The organism is Butyrivibrio sp. DSM 10294, from assembly GCF_028539135.1.
Lineage (GTDB): Bacteria > Bacillota > Clostridia > Lachnospirales > Lachnospiraceae > Butyrivibrio.
The window spans coordinates 373266-390316 of record NZ_JANSWL010000077.1 but is presented as its reverse complement, the minus strand read 5'-3'; the positions used below and the strand labels follow the sequence as shown (position 1 = coordinate 390316).

At 46.3% G+C, this 17051-nt stretch carries 11 protein-coding genes and 1 pseudogene; all 12 read right to left on the bottom strand.

The window, feature by feature from the left end; translation table 11 throughout:
• Positions 1-2837, bottom strand: a 2837-nt coding sequence (locus NXH67_RS10825; protein ID WP_272797387.1) for a hypothetical protein, incomplete at its 3' end; no start/stop codon positions are given.
• A 12-nt stretch (positions 2838-2849) separates the two neighbouring features.
• Positions 2850-3035 (bottom strand): annotated as a pseudogene (locus NXH67_RS10820) (DUF6760 family protein); the annotation flags it as partial.
• Between the two features lie 11 nt (positions 3036-3046).
• Entirely contained in the window at positions 3047-3409 is a 363-nt protein-coding gene (locus tag NXH67_RS10815) for a hypothetical protein (RefSeq protein WP_022780076.1), read from the bottom strand.
• A gap of 101 nt (positions 3410-3510) precedes the next feature.
• Entirely contained in the window at positions 3511-4011 is a 501-nt protein-coding gene (locus NXH67_RS10810) for a phage tail protein (protein WP_022780075.1), read from the bottom strand.
• Positions 4012-4040: 29 nt separating this feature from the next.
• On the bottom strand, positions 4041-5735 hold the full coding sequence (locus NXH67_RS10805) for a phage tail sheath family protein (protein WP_022780074.1): 1695 nt from the start codon (positions 5733-5735) through the stop codon (positions 4041-4043).
• Between the two features lie 25 nt (positions 5736-5760).
• On the bottom strand, positions 5761-6150 hold the full coding sequence (locus NXH67_RS10800) for a DUF4280 domain-containing protein (RefSeq protein ID WP_022780073.1): 390 nt from the start codon (positions 6148-6150) through the stop codon (positions 5761-5763).
• Complete coding sequence (locus NXH67_RS10795; RefSeq protein WP_272797386.1) at positions 6143-6958, bottom strand: hypothetical protein; 816 nt, start codon at positions 6956-6958, stop codon at positions 6143-6145. The genes NXH67_RS10800 and NXH67_RS10795 overlap by 8 nt, the downstream gene beginning before the upstream one ends.
• A gap of 9 nt (positions 6959-6967) precedes the next feature.
• Positions 6968-7558: a DUF4255 domain-containing protein gene (locus NXH67_RS10790; protein WP_022780071.1), complete on the bottom strand. Its 591-nt coding sequence runs from the start codon at positions 7556-7558 to the stop codon at positions 6968-6970.
• Positions 7559-7585: 27 nt separating this feature from the next.
• Positions 7586-11281: a hypothetical protein gene (locus tag NXH67_RS10785; protein ID WP_272797385.1), complete on the bottom strand. Its 3696-nt coding sequence runs from the start codon at positions 11279-11281 to the stop codon at positions 7586-7588.
• 22 nt (positions 11282-11303) lie between these two features.
• A complete protein-coding gene (locus NXH67_RS10780; RefSeq protein ID WP_272797384.1) occupies positions 11304-13322 on the bottom strand; it encodes a TolC family protein in 2019 nt (672 codons plus the stop codon).
• A gap of 10 nt (positions 13323-13332) precedes the next feature.
• Entirely contained in the window at positions 13333-14571 is a 1239-nt protein-coding gene (locus NXH67_RS10775; RefSeq protein WP_022776702.1) for a hypothetical protein, read from the bottom strand.
• Between the two features lie 13 nt (positions 14572-14584).
• Positions 14585-17026 carry a hypothetical protein gene (locus NXH67_RS10770; RefSeq protein ID WP_272797383.1) on the bottom strand — a complete coding sequence of 814 codons (2442 nt, stop codon included), beginning with the start codon at positions 17024-17026 and terminating at the stop codon, positions 14585-14587.
• Positions 17027-17051: the final 25 nt, after the last annotated feature.

Below are 17051 nucleotides of genomic sequence, written 5' to 3'. Positions count from 1 at the left end.
TCAGGCTTCTCCGGATCCTTCTTGGACATTTCCGCATATTTGTTATACGTATCGTCCTTGCTCATCTCATACTGAGGTTTTTCTTCAGGCTTCTCCGAATCCTTTATGGACTTCTCAGCATACTTATTTGAGGCCTGATCCTTCTTCATTTCATACTGAGGCTTTTCTTCAGGTTTCTCCGGATCCTTTCGGGACATCTCTGCGTACTTGTTGTAGGTGTCATCCTTACTCATCTCGTACTGAGGCTTCTCATCAGGCTTCTCCGGATCCTTTCGGGACATCTCTGCGTACTTGTTGTAGGTGTCGTCCTTACTCATCTCATACTGAGGCTTTGCATCAGGCTTCTCCGAATCCTTTATGGACTTCTCAGCGTGCTTAGTCTTAGCCTGATCCTTCCTCATCTCGTACTGAGGTTTCTCTACAGGCTTCTCCGAATCACGTCCGCTGGCAGTTGCATTTTTTACATTGGCCATGTCACTTGCCATCTCATACTGAGGCCTGTTAAGCGCACCTGAATCGCTTCTTGAAATACTTCCGTTTTGCCCCTTGCTATATATCTGGCCACTCTTATCTATAGGGCTCATCGCAGCGTTGACGTTGTCCTCCATATGTACCTGCATGCTGTACATTTCCTTGTTGACTTCACTTGCGTCAACTCGGATAAGCTCACCGCCATCGCCTTCCGAATAGGTACCTCCCATCTCATCGATGGGGCTCGGCTCGGCATATCGTAAATCTGAGCCGTCGTTCTTCATCTCATACTGAGGCTTTTCTTCAGGCTTTTCCGAATCTCTTCCGGTGGTCTGGGCATACTTGGTTTTGGCCTGATCCTTCTTCATCTCATACTGAGGCTTTTCTTCAGGCTTCTCTGAGTCTCTGCCACTGGTGGTAGCATTCTTCGCGTTGGCCATGTTGGCCTTCATCTCATACTGTGGTCTGTTAAGATCACCATTGTCGGATCTGACTATCTTGCCGTTATCGCCCTTGCTGTAGGTCTGGCCGTCCCTGTCTATAGGGCTCATCTGTGCATTGACGGTATCCTCCATATGTACCTGCATGCTGTACATTTCTTTGTTGACTTCGCTTCCGTCAACTCGGATAAGCTCACCGCCATCGCCTTCTGAATAGATACCGCCCATCTCGTCGATAGGGCTCGGCTCGGCATACCTTAGATCTGAGCCGTCATTCTTCATCTCATACTGAGGCTTTTCTTCAGGCTTTTCTGAATCTCTTCCGGTGGTCTGGGCATACTTGGTCTTCGCCTGATCTTTCTTCATTTCATATTGAGGCTTTTCTTTAGGCTTCTCTGAGTCTCGACCGTTGGTGGTGGCATTTTTCACTTTGGCCATGTTGGCCTTCATCTCATACTGAGGTCTGTTAAGATCACCTGAATCGGATCTTATAATTGTGCCGTTATCACCCTTGGTGTAGGTCTGACCGTCTCTGTCAATAGGACTCATCTGTGCATTGACGGTGTCCTCCATATGTACCTGCATGCTGTACATTTCCTTGTTGACTTCGCTTTCATCAACACGGATAAGCTCACCGCCATCGCCTTCCTGGTATATATCACCGATCTCATCGATAGGACTCTGCTCAGCATATTTAACATCTGCGCCGTTATCCCTCATATTGTACTGAGATCTGTTGAGATCTCCGCTATCGTTTCTTATCAAGGATCCGTTAGGCCCCTTTATATAGACATTTCCCGCAGCATCTATAGGACTTACAGTTGCATGCCTGGGCGTTTCCTGGTTGTCTTTAATACTGTAGGCCGGTTTGTTGACCTCGTTATTATCTATACGCTTCCATTGCTGAGTGTTGCCATCCCTTTCATAGATGCCCTTAGCCTTATCAATGGGGCTCTGAGGAGCATACTTGGCATTGTCCTTATTAATATGCATCTCATACTGAGATCTGTTAAAATCACTTTTATCAGATCTGGCCATGGCAGAGTCAGGGCCGGTTTTACCATATATGCTATTGGCAAGGTCCTGATCCGTAGTATCGACATTTTTAGCTTTTTCTTTATCGACCTTCATCTGATACTGAGGTCTGTTAAAATCACTTTTATCATTTCTGGCAAAGGAACCATTGGGACCTGTTCTTTGATAAATCTTATTTGCAGCGTCCTGATCCTTTGTATCGATATTTTTAGCTTTTTCTTTATCGACCTTCATCTGATACTGAGGTCTGTTAAAGACACCTTTATCCTTTCTTGCAATTTCCTTTTTATCGTTCTTGGTATAAGTTTTGTTTTCCTTGTCAATATTGGATCTTTCGGCATACTTATTTTTGAGAGCATCCTTCTTGTAACTATAGGCCTCCTTCTCGGATGAAGATTTGAAAGGATTGGTCACTACCATAAGCTCTCTATATGCTATAGTTGTAACCTCAGTCAGAATGCTGCTTCTTTCGGCATTGAGTTCACCGTATTCCTTGCTGATAACGGTACATCCCGTAAAGGTATAAAGTCTTGCAGGTAAAGCATCCGGAAGAGATGTGAAACCTTCCATTGCCTTATGTCTGTATACATGCAGAATAAGCGGTAGTACCAGCTCCGTGCCGTTGGCAAGAGGGTCTAACGCTCTTTCTGTTCCTACGTATCGTTCTATTTGGAAAGTAAAGGGTTTGGAGATAGGCTTGCGCTTTAGATGAATATAGTCATTGACGCCGCCTTCCTTGATATACTCGTATTCGTTTTCTTTCGTAAAAGCGCGAACACTTTTTAAGGGCAGGAAATATATGCCTTCAACCTCCAATACGAAGTTAAAAGCTGTTATGGGATTTCTTACTCCTTCATCTGTATTTCCTAACAAAAATGACTCAACGCTCATTGATCATCCTCTTTATCTGCTTGGTTTCATATCCAAAAGACTCTTTTCCTTTTTCTTGGAGGGTGAAAGGCTCTTGTTTATTCCGGATATCTCGCTGCACCAGCGTCGCCTTTCGGCGTGCTCAAGGTTCATAACCTCATCTTTTCCCCAGTGGAAATAATAGGAGATAAAAGACATTTCCTTGTACAGTTCATCCTTTGGATAGAGCTTTAACCCTCCTGAGTAAAATTTAGAGGCACCTCAAAGGTCTTGCCGCAGTCGGGACATACACATCTCATCACAGGCGGTTCCACATCATTTATCCTCTGATACATGTCCTGAAGATATGCGAGATCTGCGGTGAAAAGTTTCTCTATAGTGGTGGCCGTTATGCTGTCCAGGCCGTCGATTCCTGTGATAACCTTGCTAAGGATAACAATTGTAAGATATGAAGGATTGGCAAGGACTCTCGGGTCTCTTGTGGCGGAAATCTCATCCCCCGCTGTCGCAAGTCTCATTCTCCCCTTTCTGTGTAGTTCCCCCGCTGCATCCATATACCCCTTGGGAAGTGTAAATTCGTACGTAGTTTCCATAGCATCCTCCTTTTATGTGTAGTAACAATGATGTTTGTGTTGTTTCCTTTGTATGACACAGGGGAAAACTCCCCTGTGCCCTGAAAAAAAGCAACGTAATTTTAGTTAGGAATAATAAGTTCCTCGTAGCAGATCTCAACAGTCTCAATGGCAACATCACTGTTCTTGGCGTCAAGATCAGGTGCTGTATACTTGGTTACCCAGGCATTCTTAAGTGACCATTGTCTTGCGCCCTGTGAAGTTGTAACAAGGCTGTTGGGTGCGCCGGAATTGATATCGATCAGCTCGATGGTTACGTCCTGACGAGGAATCTGACCACGTGTCTCGCTGACACACTCCATGATCCATGTCTTGAACGCGCTTGAGATAATATATCCCATCTTAAGTGTTACATTTCCGTGCTTAACTAGTCCGGGAATCTTAACAGGTGCCAGTGAACCTGAATTACCCTGGCGGAACTCAATCACATCAACCGTAGCCTCTACTCCTGTGATCTCTGAAAATGCAGCTGAGCCTGCAATGGTATCAACGGTCACAAGGAAATTCATCTTAGTTAATGGGTATGAGCTCTTTCTATCGTTTTCATATGCTCCAGTAGCCATAAATCATGACTCCTTTCTTTCATTTTTTATTATTCACCACCGCCTGCTTCAGATGTGTGCTGTGTCACTCTGAAGATTACGAACTCTGCGGGACGTGAAGGTGCTATACCAATGTTACAGATAAGTCTTCCGTTCATAATGTCATCACGGGACATGGTGGACGGTCCGATCTCAACGAAGAATGCCTCTGAGGAAGATCCTCCAACCAGCATTCCGTTTCTCCAGAGTGTATCAAGGAATCCGGAGATAGTGAGATTGACTCTCTGCCAAAGAGTAGGATCGTTAGGCTCAAATACAACCCAGTTGGTGTTGGCCTTGATACTCTCTTCAACGAAGATGAACAGTCTGCGGACATTGACATACTTGAAGGCGCTGTTGGACGAAGCTGTTCTTGCGCCCCAAATACGGATACCCTGGCCGGGAAGCTGCCTGATAAGGTTGATTCCCTCAGGATTCAGGATGTCCTGTTCATCCTTGGTATAGTTAACTGAAAGACCGGAACAGAATACTACTTCGTTAGCAGGTGCTTTGTGAACACCTCTGTCGATATCTGTTCTTGAGTAAACACCCATTACAGCTCCTGACGGAGGAACGAAATCAGGCTTATTTGACGATCTGTCAAATACCTTGATCCATGGATGGTACATAGCACAGTAGGTTGAATCCACAATCTGTCTGAAGCCGATAAGGTCTGCAGTCTTAGTCATGTCTCTTGGCATATCAAGTACTGCAAAGCGGCTGTGAAGATTAGAACAGTGACCAACAAGTGCCACCTCAACCTCTGGAATTGTTACGCCGGGGATAGCCATCATGCTGACAACATTGTTCTCAACAAAGGCTGCAAGTCCGGTTCTCTTTCCGGGGCCTAAATCCTCACCTATGAATGTGCCTGCATCAACCTTGGATACAGAGCCGTCTGTACCACCGTCGAGAAGGAATACTCCATCCTGAACATCCTCTCCGAGGATTGCAGCTACAGGGTTGCCGGCTTCCTTAAGAGGAGCAACTTCAACCTTTACAATGTCGCTGCCAGCCAGTCTTGATCCGATGTATCTCGGAGACTGCATATTCACTGAGAGCTCGGGATAATTCTCAACGTCGTCGCCGTAGCGAACTGTCATGTCGATGTTTACAAGATAAAGAAGTGACTTGGGAATGATATCCGTATCAACGGCTGACTCGGGAATATCATCCTCGAAGGTTACTTCATTATCGAAAATCGTTTTGATTCTTGTATAGGTATCCTCAAATACAACAAGATCGCCTTCTCTGAAACCCTCAACACTCTTTGCGATAAAGCCTGTCTCGGTCTTTTCGATGAGCTGCAGTTTACGCTTGGTATTGGTTGCAAGCATAATCTGAATCTTGTTGCCCCATGTTCCGGGACTGGAAGCCTTGATGTCAAGGATTCCCTTCTTGGCGGATGCATATTTTGCATCTCTCGGAGCTACACGCATTACATAGCATCTTGTTCCGCCGTTGTCGAAGAACTGCTCTACGCTGTTAGCAAGAAAACGGTATTCTCCATAGCCAAACTCTGAAAGAAATCCGCCAAACTGCTGCTGGAAGCTCTTCATGCTGGTAACAAGAAGCGGTGCTCCTTCGATGGGACCTTTCTCAGCCAATCCGATAAAGCCTGCTGTACTTGTTCCTACGCCTTCGATACCCCTGGGAGAATTATCATATTCTTCAACGTATACGCCTGGTGATAAATACTCTGCCATATACTTTACCTCTCTTTTTAGATTTTCATTTTGCCGTGGCCTTTAGCTGTGCAGGATTCGTGATGGAAATCTGACCGGCATATGCACACATAAGCTTGCAGTCATTAGTCAGACATGGTTTGCCGCTCACAAGCACCTTTGGTTTGGTTGGTATCCAGCAGCCTGCCGGGACGGGCATACATGGCTGGGGGGTAAGGACGCCTAGCGCAGCTGCTGTAGCTGCGGCTACCTGGGGATTTGCAAGGGACGTGCACAATCCGAAGGGTCCTATATTAGCCCCGGGCTGACAATCCTGAATTGTGGCCGTGGGCTTACCACTTACCATTACCTTAACCTGAGATGTAACTCTTATTGGTGCGGGACCGGTTCCCATAGTGCACATGGCTGTTCCGCCTACTGTAACAAGCTCACTCATTCTTTCCTTCTTCCTCTTCCTTTCCACCTAAAGGATCTAATTTAAAAGCGCCCTTCATCAGGTCCGTTTCTCCGCGTTCAAGGTGAAAATCCAGGGGCCTGAAATATTCGCTGTCCCCTGCCCTGAAACGAATCAGATAAGGCAGATTGTCAGAATCATTTCTGACCTTGAGCGAAAATTCTCCCATTGGCCCTGCCCTTCCGTAAACAATACGGTAGATCATCTCGTTCACCTTGTGCCCCGCATCGACGGGAGCCCTTATAGCAACGCTTGTCTGAGTTTCAGTACTTAGAACTTCAAAAACCTCGTAGCGCTCTTTGGTTTCTGAAAGCAGTGCATATTTCATGCACTCAAGATTGATCCGGCCTCCTGCGTTTCTCGGAAGGAAGGAAAGGATATACTTTCCTCTCTTTTCAGTAAAAGCGCTGAAGCCACATATCGGACGCATAAGATTTATGGCCTCGATATGTTCCAGTTTCGGAAGGGTTCCGTAAATTTCAAGTACACTTCCGCCTGATCGATTTTTCTCTGACGGCATCAGGAAAACATCAATTACAGGCAGTCTCGGATCCAGAGTCCCATAGTTGATACTCACGTCCGTTTCATCGTATCCTTCAGCCTTAATGTGCATAAGAAAGTCTTCCTTGCCAAGACCTATGAATACCCAGTTGCCGTCTCCTTTAAACATTGGTTTAAAGGTCGTTTCACCACCGGTAAACCTGACGTTCGTATCATCCACGTCTCTCCCGGTCGTAGTGTCCACAAGGTGAAGCACCACCGAAAGAGTCGCTCTGATCACTGTTGTCAATCTCTTCTTTTACCCCCTTTCTTCGCCAGTTATAGACAATCCAAAGCTTGCATCGGTTACCCTAGGAGTATCAATGTACTCGCCGCTGGATAAGTATACGGGGGCCGCCCTGTAGAACAGGCTTATCTGATATGGTTTGTTGATAGCCTGCCAAACCCGCACCTTTTCCTCCAGACTTATCTTCGCCTGAGACAGTACTATCGGAGGTTCCTGCGTATCAAGCCAGGATTGCAGCTCATTGGGAAATACTGAATTGTTGTCATTAACAATTTGCGCTATTTTTCCAATGATTTTTTGTATATCCGGATCCTTTAAGCCCATCTGGCCGGATCCGTTTATAAAGACCATATAGTATAGTGAGTATGGTCTTGGCGGTTTCATGATCTGTGCCCGTCCTCTTTCTATGAATCTGGGCCCTGTGACCTCAACGTCCTCTCTTATGTCGTAGAGATACAGCCCCACAATATAGTCAACATCCTGAGAAAGGGGCGATGAGATCTCGATATTATTGGGAGATGGGATGGGCTCGGGGCACATCTTTTCTCTCAAGGTCTTGATAATATATGCACTAACATCTGAAATTATCGGATAATCAGCCATCTATACTGCCTTTCGTTAAAATGGTTCTCAGTTAATACTGTCTATCACCGCATCCACTGCTTGTTCTATATCAGCCTGCATTTTGGGAGTGATGCACAGTGCATAATTGGTTCCCTTCAGGTACTCTGCCGAGCATCCAAAATACGTCATCGCATCCTCTTCCGACAGATACATATCTCCCTGAACCACCGGTTTGGCGGCAAGGCTCTCCGGGGCTGAATCCGTGGTCTGTTTGTACATCAGTGCACTTCCTCTCTTGAATATGTAGATCAGAGAATTGGAAGTCATGGTTGCTGATGTCCTGGCATCGTCATAGAAATATCTGAAGGTTGTACAATAGGCTATAGTCTTTAATGAAACATATTCCGAAGCACCTCCGGAGGAATATTTCCTGTACATATACTTGTTGCCTTTTTTGTACATTCCCGCTGCCAACTGTTTGGACAGATCATTTCCTGCATTTATTCCGCTCTTGCCAAGCTTTGCAGCAACTGCTGCAGCTGAGGCCAGTTCTTTGTCATTCATTTCTTCCAGGTCTTCACCCAGAGCCTCTTCAAGTTCACTCTCCAGGTCATCAGCACTTATGGAAAGAGCTTCCTCGGATAATTCAGGTATGTCTGCATCCGTCACAAGATCCGATAAATCACCGGCTCCATCTGCGTCACCACTACCTGCTCCAGTTCCTGCTCCTGCTCCTGCTCCTGTGCCTGCTCCGGCTCCTGTGCCTGCTCCGGCTCCCGTACCTGCTCCTGCTCCGGCTCCTGTGCCTGCTCCGGTTCCGGCTCCTGTACCTGCTCCGGCTCCTGTGCCTGCTCCGGCTCCTGTGCCTGCTCCGGCTCCCGTACCTGTGCCTGCTCCTGTTCCTGTGCCTGCTCCTGCTCCTGTGCCTGCTCCGGCTCCTGTGCCTGCTCCGGCTCCCGTACCTGCTCCGGTTCCGGCTCCTGTGCCTGCTCCTGCTCCTGTGCCTGTGCCTGCTCCTGTTCCTGTGCCTGCTCCTGTGCCTGCTCCGGCTCCCGTACCTGTGCCGGCTCCGGTTCCTGTGCCTACTCCTGTTCCTGTGCCTGTGCCTGCTCCTGTTCCTGTGCCTGCTCCGGTTCCCGTGCCTGCTCCTGTGCCTGTTCCTGCTCCTGTACCTGCTCCTGTACCTGCTCCTGCTCCTGTGCCTGTGCCTGCTCCTGTTCCTGTACCTGCTCCGGTTCCTGCTCCGGTTCCGGCTCCTGCTCCTGCTCCTGTACCTGCTCCGGTTCCCGTGCCCGCGCCTGTTCCGGCTCCTGTACCTGCTCCTGCTCCGGTTCCCGTGCCTGCTCCTGTGCCTGTTCCTGCTCCTGTACCTGCTCCGGTTCCGGCTCCTGTACCTGCTCCGGTTCCTGCTCCGGCTCCCGTGCCTGCGCCTGTTCCGGCTCCTGTACCGGCTCCGGTTCCCATGCCTGCTCCTGTGCCTGTTCCTGCTCCTGCACCGGCTCCGGTTCCTGCTCCTGCACCCGCTCCTGCTCCGGTTCCTGTTCCGGTACCATCTCCCGTTCCTGTTCCGGTATCATCTCCGGTTCCTGTTCCGGTATCATCTCCGGTTCCACTTCCTGCTCCGGCTCTGCTTCCCTTTCCTGATCCGCTTCCACCGGTTATTCCGGCTTCTTCCTTGGCTTCGTTAAGCGCGCCGGTTATACTGTTTAAACTGTCCTTCGAAGCACCGCTGGCAGCCGCCTTGCTGGCCAAAGCCTCCAGCTGGTCCACAGCTCCGATTCCTGCCAGAGACTCCGCAACTCCCGTAAGATCGGCATCTGCATTGTCAGCAAGCATATCCATTGCTTTATCCAGCAGATTATCTGCCAAAGTTCCCAGGTCTCCGCCCTGATCCTGAATATCCTTGTCTACAGCTGCTATCTTGGCATCTAATGCCTTGGCGCCGGCCAGATCGTTCTTATCAAGGGCGCTGTCTCGTTTTTCTATCAGCTCCTCTTTCTTGTCCTTAAGCTTGTCCACATCGGATTTAAGGCTTTCGTCGGAGGACTTAACATTCGCAGCCTCCTCCTTGAGCCAGGCAATATGTGCCTCCACGGAGGAATGGGCATAGGGGCTGAAATCATCCTTTCTTATTCCGCCTACAATGCCTTCCGTCCAGGTAATTCTCTCATTTATAAAGCTCAGAGCATTGGGGGCCGTTTCCCTTTGCTTGAGGGCATCTATAAGATATTGAAGCATGGATCTGTCGCTCTCAAGTGCTGCCTTCTGATCGTCAAGGGAGCTTTTCTTGGCTCCTTCCGACATAAGCGAAGCATACTCGGAATTAACTCCCGCTGAGGAATTGGTCTGATATCTTGTAGAAGCCAGACCTATCAGTGTATTTTTCAGCAGTGAAAGCTCGCCATCCTTATCATCGACAATATTGTCTCTTATGCTTCTGGCATTCTTTAAAAGAGTGATGGGGCCTCCAATGGTAGCACCACTGGTCTGTTCGATTACCTGATTGCTGTAATCATAGATAACGTGATTAATGACATCATCGGAATCAACCAGTGCTTTGCCCTTATTGGCGGTGTAACTGTCTGAGCAGTTGCTGATTGCTGTCCCTATGGCATCCACCAGATTTGAATCCACGGCAAAGGGAAACTCAGACTCCTCATTTTCATCGTCACTCTTTTCTCGCCTCTTGGCTCTTTCCTTCTCATCCTCCTGAAGAACTGTCCACCAGCCCGGTGAAATTCCGGGTATACCAAGCCTTGCAAACCATGAACTCTGGAAGTCACTTATATTAAAAGTAGACAGATCCTGCCTTAAGGAATCCTCCAGCTTGACAACGTATGAAGGCTGGGAACTTCTATTTGGCTCACTATAGGAATTCTTGAAGCTTCCGTATGGAGTGTAGTAACTGCCTGTCGATAAGGTATACAGTGTTGCCAGAAGGTTATCGTCTATCTCAGACAGCCTCTCGAATACAATGGCACGTCTTGTGGCATCAACCTTCTCCATAAGTTCATATATGATTGCTGCCTCATCATCATTTCCCGCAGCCTTCATTGCTATATAGCTGTCATTAAGCTTGGCGAGCTGCTGATCGCACTTGTCAGTGGCAGCATCCCGTAAATTCAAGGTAAAGAAGGTACTAAGAAGCTGATAATAATACACGTCACTTCTGAGATTCCCTGTTTCCTTGGAATTTCTGTTTTTCAAAAAGTCTGCCTGGGATATATTCTGCTTGGATTCGGAATAGGTATACTGAGTCCAGATAGGTTCAAGCTCTGCCAGCTTGGACAGATCATAAGGGTCGGGTATATCAAAGGGATTGATAGCTGTTCGGGATTTGGCATCCTTCATGATTCCGTCAGATCCCACGTAGTAAGTTACATACAGAGGATTGATGGTCTCTATGTTAACCGGCCGTCCCTGGTTTGAAATTCCCCTTACACCATTCTCGATATCACCTATGTCAAACCACTGTCCGTCAGATAGCTCGGATTTGTAATAAATCTCATTCTGGCTGGACTCCGACGCAGACTTCTGGGCCTTCTCATAGAGCTGATCATTGAGCGCGTCCTTATGAATAATGTAGGTTCCGATAAACAGCACAGAGTTTTCAATAGTGTTCCCGGAGCTATAGGTCTGATAAGTAACTGCAGTGGATTGGTCAAAAATTGCAAGTGAAGTAACCCTCTGTCCGAAGAGTGCCACGATCATGGAGCCCACTAAAACAGCTGTCAGTAAAATGGCTATTAACTTTTTTAGCATTCTGCCAAATTTCATGCTTTACTTATTCCTCTCTTCTGACAATTCCATTGGCATCGTCAAGTCTTCCTCTGACAATGAGATTGCCATCTTCTCCGTAGAACTCAACTTTGAGCTCCGACAAGGACTGTGTTAGAACCGAAATGTACTTAAGTGGCTTGTCGATGTCTATCTGTACATCACCGCCAAGGGGCTTGCCGTCCTGCGTAAGTACCTTAAACTTCCTGATTTTCTCGTTTTTCATCTCAAATTTAAGTTCAACGATGCCGGTAGTTTCATTGGCATCCACGGTAAAGGTTCCGAGTTCCGGAATCTCTTCCTTCTTCACAACAAAGCCCTTGGTTATTTCAAGTCGCCCTGACTCTTCCGAAGGATCTATCTTGCAGTCATCCACAAACTTTCCGTTATCAAGAAGTCTTATCTTGGCTTCATCAACTCCGTCTGCGGTGATCATAAGATGTCTGAGTTTCTTATCAACGGGAGTTCTTCCTCCCACCTGAATGTTGTCCACCCAGAGTTCATAATGTGTAATGGATATTTCAAAGTCATCGGGAATCCTTAAGGACAGCTCGAATTCCTGTTCCTGAATAATTGGCCTTAAGGTGTAATAAGCGCCTTCAGACACTTCTTTTTCAACATAGCTCTCGCCCACAACTGCAGTCTGAAGGTCTGCATCCGTGCCCTTCATAAGGGCGCTTATCCCTCCGCAGGTAAGCCTGTCAAAGGAATAAAGTGTTGTGGCATACAGCTTCATGGCATCCAGCATGCTGTTTTGCATCTCTTCGTAGCTGTCAAGCTGAGACTGGTATTCCTCAAAAGTCAGCTGCCCCACCCGGTTCAGGTACTCAGCCTTTTTAAGGTCCTTGGAGGCATTGTCAACATCCTTTACGTATTGCTTGTATGCATTCTTGACGGATACATAGTTGTTATAGGTATCCGTAACAAGCTGATCCAGCTCATCCTTGGCTGCTTTCTTATCATTGCAGGCACTGTTGTAATCAAGGACGTTCTGGTACAGAGCATAGGGATCGTCATCGATGTATCTTGTGCCGTCCATGTTTCCCTTGAACCAGAGTCTGGGAATCTTAATAAATAGAAAGATTCTTTTCTTGCCCCCCCAGTAGCTGTCTATCTTTACCAAAAACTGTTTATATGAAGCTTTAAAAGCCTTTTTGTTAACTGCCTGTCCATTAAGTGCTGTCTGTACATAGCTTGAGATCATGAAATAATCTCCGCCGTATTTATTTCTCATAAGCCCGGCATTTGTATTAAGCTCTGCCCTGGCAGTAACTTCTTCTATACAGGCCTCATAGTAGCCCTCATCTCTATCCTCGGTGTACTTGATAATAGCGGGAAGCTGACTTCGTTCAATATCCGCATCCACAAAGGGCTTCTCAAAATCATAACCGGTGGTGACATCTACCCCTATCATCTTTGAAAGCTTCGTAAGATTTGAGGACAAGGTTGTTCTCTGGGATGAAATCTTGCTGGTAAGGGATTCGATGTTCTTTTCAATCTTTTCAACATCACTTTTGTTGGCCTGTCCCAGCTTTAACTTGGCCTGATTTTTCTTAAGCCCTGTCTGCGCCGTTTCAAGTCTTTTTTCATTGAAGGCGATGTTCTCCTGAAGGGCTACAATATCTACAAAAAGGTTGTTGACCTTTTCCGATACCTCGAAGTTTTTATCCTGAAGATTGTGCTGAGCCACTCTTATGTCATACTGCAGCTGCACCGGCTTGTATTGGAACTCAGAAGCCTGGGCAAAATTCGGTGTCTCGGGAAAGTGGAAGCTAAGAAGCGGTGACCATCTGAACTGCCTCATGCTCTGTTCCTTGATCTTCAGGGATTTAACAGCACTTTCATAGGCAGCCTGCTTGGATTCCACCTTCATCTCCGCATTTTCCACTGAGTCTGAATTTAGAATTGCCATCTTCCTTGCAGTATTAAGAGTCATCTTCTTTTTGGCCGCTTTAGCCTCAACTGCAGGCGAAAAGGATAATAATCCTGCGATCAGGGCTGCTATCAGAACCCTTGCTATATTCACTTTTGATTTTTTACATAGCATCGTCATCATTCGCATTGGACAAATAGTAGAACTCAAAATACTCTGATTTTTCTTTGCAAACAAAAGAATATGCGATCTCGCCTCTTAGGAAGGTGTAGATATAAACCGAATAATCTCTGTCAAAGCTGTTGACCTCTGCCACGTCGGAAAAGGTCTGCTCCAGATCCATTTTTACGGGACCCTGAAAAATATTTTTCTTCTTGCCAAGGAGATTGATGGCAACAGCTTCCGGAAGTACCACCTCGGAATTGCCCTGATAAATAGGTTCTCCCAACGCATCCTTAAGATCCGATATGCTCTCTATGGATTCGTTTCCTATGTTAAAAAAATTCTGAAGGACATATACGGAATCAACCTTGACCTCATCATCCAGAGCATCCTCATCTGCGACTCCCCTGTAGAGAGCATTGATCTCATCCATGACAACTACCGATTCATCGGAAGCTACATACAGGGTGCTGTGGCCCTTGTAGCATTCATTTACTTCTGTTGCATTTTTCCCAAGAAGCTCGCTGTAAACTATGTTGTCAGCCGAGAAGCTACCGCTGTAGATCTCATTTTCACCCACATCGTACAGGGTTCCGGTGCCATTCTTTTTTCCCTGGAAAAAATCTCCGTAATATTCTCTGGTCCCGTTTTCTCTGTACAGAGTGCCCTTACCTTCGTAGTAGCAGTCATGAAAATCGCCTATATAATGAAGGCTTCCTGTGGGATAATTCTCTGTTCCGTAGCCCTCGTAGTCATTCTGTTCAAAGGTTCCTATATAGACCGCATTTCCGGCCGGGTTGTAAAGAACTCCCTCGCCGTTGGCATAGCCGTTTTCCACATTTCCGTCATAGGCCAGATATCCGGATTTACCGGTTATTTTCACATGTCCCTTGGCGGTACGCAGTCTTAATGAATTGTATTTGTAGGTCTTAATTCCATCCTGTGAAAAGTTCTTAAAAAGCGTTGTTTCCGAAGATATATACCAGATACTCAGGACTCCTATCATGATAACTGCCGCATAGATGAGCCTTTTTGACAGCATCCATCTTCCGACATTGAAATAGTCTTCCTTGTTCCTCGGCTTGATTCCCAGGAGATTTACAAAGAAATCTCTGATCTTTATTACGATTCTGGTCTTAACATAGGCCCAGCTGGTGTATAGCCTTATCTTCGTAACAAGCCCCGTCAGTTTGGACTTGATACTCTGTATCAGGATGTTTAACAGTTCATTGCCACCCATTTAAACTCTCCCTTTAGTTGTTATGCAGGTACATGTATTCGTCACCGCTTACAACCTCGTTTAGATATCTGTCGCTTTCAAAGACATACCACTTAGCAAGAAGATCGTCGGGTGCTTCCTTAAGGATCTCCGAAAAGCTCGTTCTTGAAAGATAGAAATCCTTTTCATAATACTGGGCAAGTGCATCCTGGAACTTCTTGAGGGTCGCTATCTTCTGCTTCCTGATGGCAGCGGGATAAGCATCCAGTACCTCATAGAGTCTTACCTTTTCTCCATTCCAGCCGCCGGTCATAAATCCTATGAAACGAAGAGGTGATGTGACATTCTCTCTGTTCTTGACCTCCTCTGTGATTACAAGTCCCAGCTTTTTGTTCTTGATAAAGCCTGAAATCTTGGATACCACAGGCTTATTGTCAAAGTAGAGATAGGTTGAAGCCTCATCTTCATTTCCGAGAATTCCGAACTTACAATTGTCATAGAAAAGAACTACGGAAATATCCATATCCCTGTTTCCGCGGAACCTGATGTTATTATTGAGAAGCTGTACAAAGAAGTTCACGCAGCCCTTTTCTTTTTGAAGGAATAACAGAGCCATCTGGGACATGTCGGGAGTTTTGCCGATTATTATACTGTCGTGTTCCTTCTGGTAGTCGCCAATAAAAGCAAGAACTCTGTCAAGCTTGGAAGGATCCGGCTCGCTGAGATATTCACCGAGAGCCATCATTGCTACAGTTCCGTCGGTGACGATATTCTCACCCTTCTCTACTTCGATAATGGACTTCTTGGAAAGTGTTTTTTCAATGTTTTTGGGTGCAAATCTGTAGTAAGCTTCCAGGATTCTGAGCTTACTGTACTGAAGCTCCTCCACCCTCTTGTTTATCTCAAATATGGAGCTCCACATCTCCTTCAGGTCTCTGCTGATAACCTGCGGTCTGTCATGGATCACACGCCCCAGAGCTGTATCTGCCATAGCCTGCTCCAGCTGTCTTAAATCTCTGGTCTGTATAAATAGGATCAACATAACAAGAGCGCTTCCAAGGGCAAAAAACAGAGCAAATAGCAAAAGTGCGCCTCTGTTGTCAACCCATACATTGGAATCCTGAGTGCTGTCATTGATGATAGCAACCATAGCGTAATTGCTGCCTCCGACACCTTCGGAAATGGCTACGGCTCTGTAACTCTGTCCCTCCAGGATGATATCCTCCGCAGCATATTTGCTTCCTCTGTATATTGCATAATCAAGGTTGATGACGTTGTCTCCGTATACGCTGGTCAGGGTCTGAAGGTTTCTTCCGCTGGCGCTGGCAACAACCATATTGTCGGACAGTCTTGTTATCAGCACATCGTAAAAAATCTCGTTGTTTCCCTCTGTCCTTATAAAGCTGCTGATATGCTTTTTAAGGTTCTTATAAAACTCTGAGTTATAGAAATTCGGAACAAAGAAATTGGCTGTTTCATTGAGTCCTGCAGAATCAGACAAACTTATAAGTGATATGACAGCAAATCTTGAGTGCTCAGCCTGCCTTGCCTCCTGCCATTGCCTGTTCACAGTTACTATTCCGATTCCGGTGATAAGAGCCAGCACGGTTTCTATTACAACTGCCAGATAAAAAATCCTGTTTCTGTCGGTCAGAAGCTTGATAATAAGAATCAGAAGCACCAACCATATAAGAAGCAGTGCTATATACCAGATAACAGCTGTCCTGTACAGAGACAGAAGCTGCCCCATCGTCAGTCTCATGGTGGAGACTGCATGCTCAATATTTGAGTCAACAGCAAAGATACCCGTAGGTACGTCCTTATCAGTTCTTGTGTAGAGCTGACCGTACTCATACTGAGCCTGCACATAGAAGTTCTCATCGGGACATTTTTTGCTGCGAACACTGTCAACCTTGATGGACTCACCGGTCAGCTGATCCTCTGGCCTAAGGACCGATGGATTGATGCTGTATACCCTCACATAGGATCCATCTTCCCTTATCATTGATACGAACAAACCATTCTGTTCGGCAGAAAAACCCGATAATATTTCGTCCTGAGCTATCAAAAATCTGTCGGTGAGGCTCTGTACCCTGAACTTTCTGTCAAGACATACAATCCTGTAGATCGTACCTGTTTCAACGGTATTGTCCTGCTCGTTTTCCTTTTGGTAATAACTCTCAAGAACAAGGTAGATGTTTTCTCCCTTTACGGAAATGGCAGATATCCTGTCCTCTCCCACGGTTCTTGAGGAAAAGATTCTCGCCACATCCCCTTTCTGGGACATATCAAACAATAGTCCCTGGTCGATCATGTTCTGAGAATAGTAGATGTGATCATCAACAAAGGCGCTGTCGGAAAAAATGGTATAATCCATATCCACGCTCCTGTTCTCTACAACGGAGGTAAATATGAATATGGATGCGGTTATGCTTAGAATAAATAAGATTATTATCAGTCTGTTTCTGAGTCTCATCCGATTCCTTCCAATCCTTCACGTC

Bases quoted from the DNA above. Each gene is read 5' to 3' on its own strand.
- NXH67_RS10770 (WP_272797383.1), bottom strand. From the start codon at position 17,026: ATGAGACTCAGAAACAGACTGATAATAATCTTATTTATTCTAAGCATA.
- NXH67_RS10785 (WP_272797385.1), bottom strand. From the start codon at position 11,281: ATGCTAAAAAAGTTAATAGCCATTTTACTGACAGCTGTTTTAGTGGGC.
- NXH67_RS10810 (WP_022780075.1), bottom strand. From the start codon at position 4,011: ATGGCTACTGGAGCATATGAAAACGATAGAAAGAGCTCATACCCATTA.
- NXH67_RS10800 (WP_022780073.1), bottom strand. From the start codon at position 6,150: ATGAGTGAGCTTGTTACAGTAGGCGGAACAGCCATGTGCACTATGGGA.
- NXH67_RS10775 (WP_022776702.1), bottom strand. From the start codon at position 14,571: ATGGGTGGCAATGAACTGTTAAACATCCTGATACAGAGTATCAAGTCC.
- NXH67_RS10815 (WP_022780076.1), bottom strand. From the start codon at position 3,409: ATGGAAACTACGTACGAATTTACACTTCCCAAGGGGTATATGGATGCA.
- NXH67_RS10805 (WP_022780074.1), bottom strand. From the start codon at position 5,735: ATGGCAGAGTATTTATCACCAGGCGTATACGTTGAAGAATATGATAAT.
- NXH67_RS10790 (WP_022780071.1), bottom strand. From the start codon at position 7,558: ATGGCTGATTATCCGATAATTTCAGATGTTAGTGCATATATTATCAAG.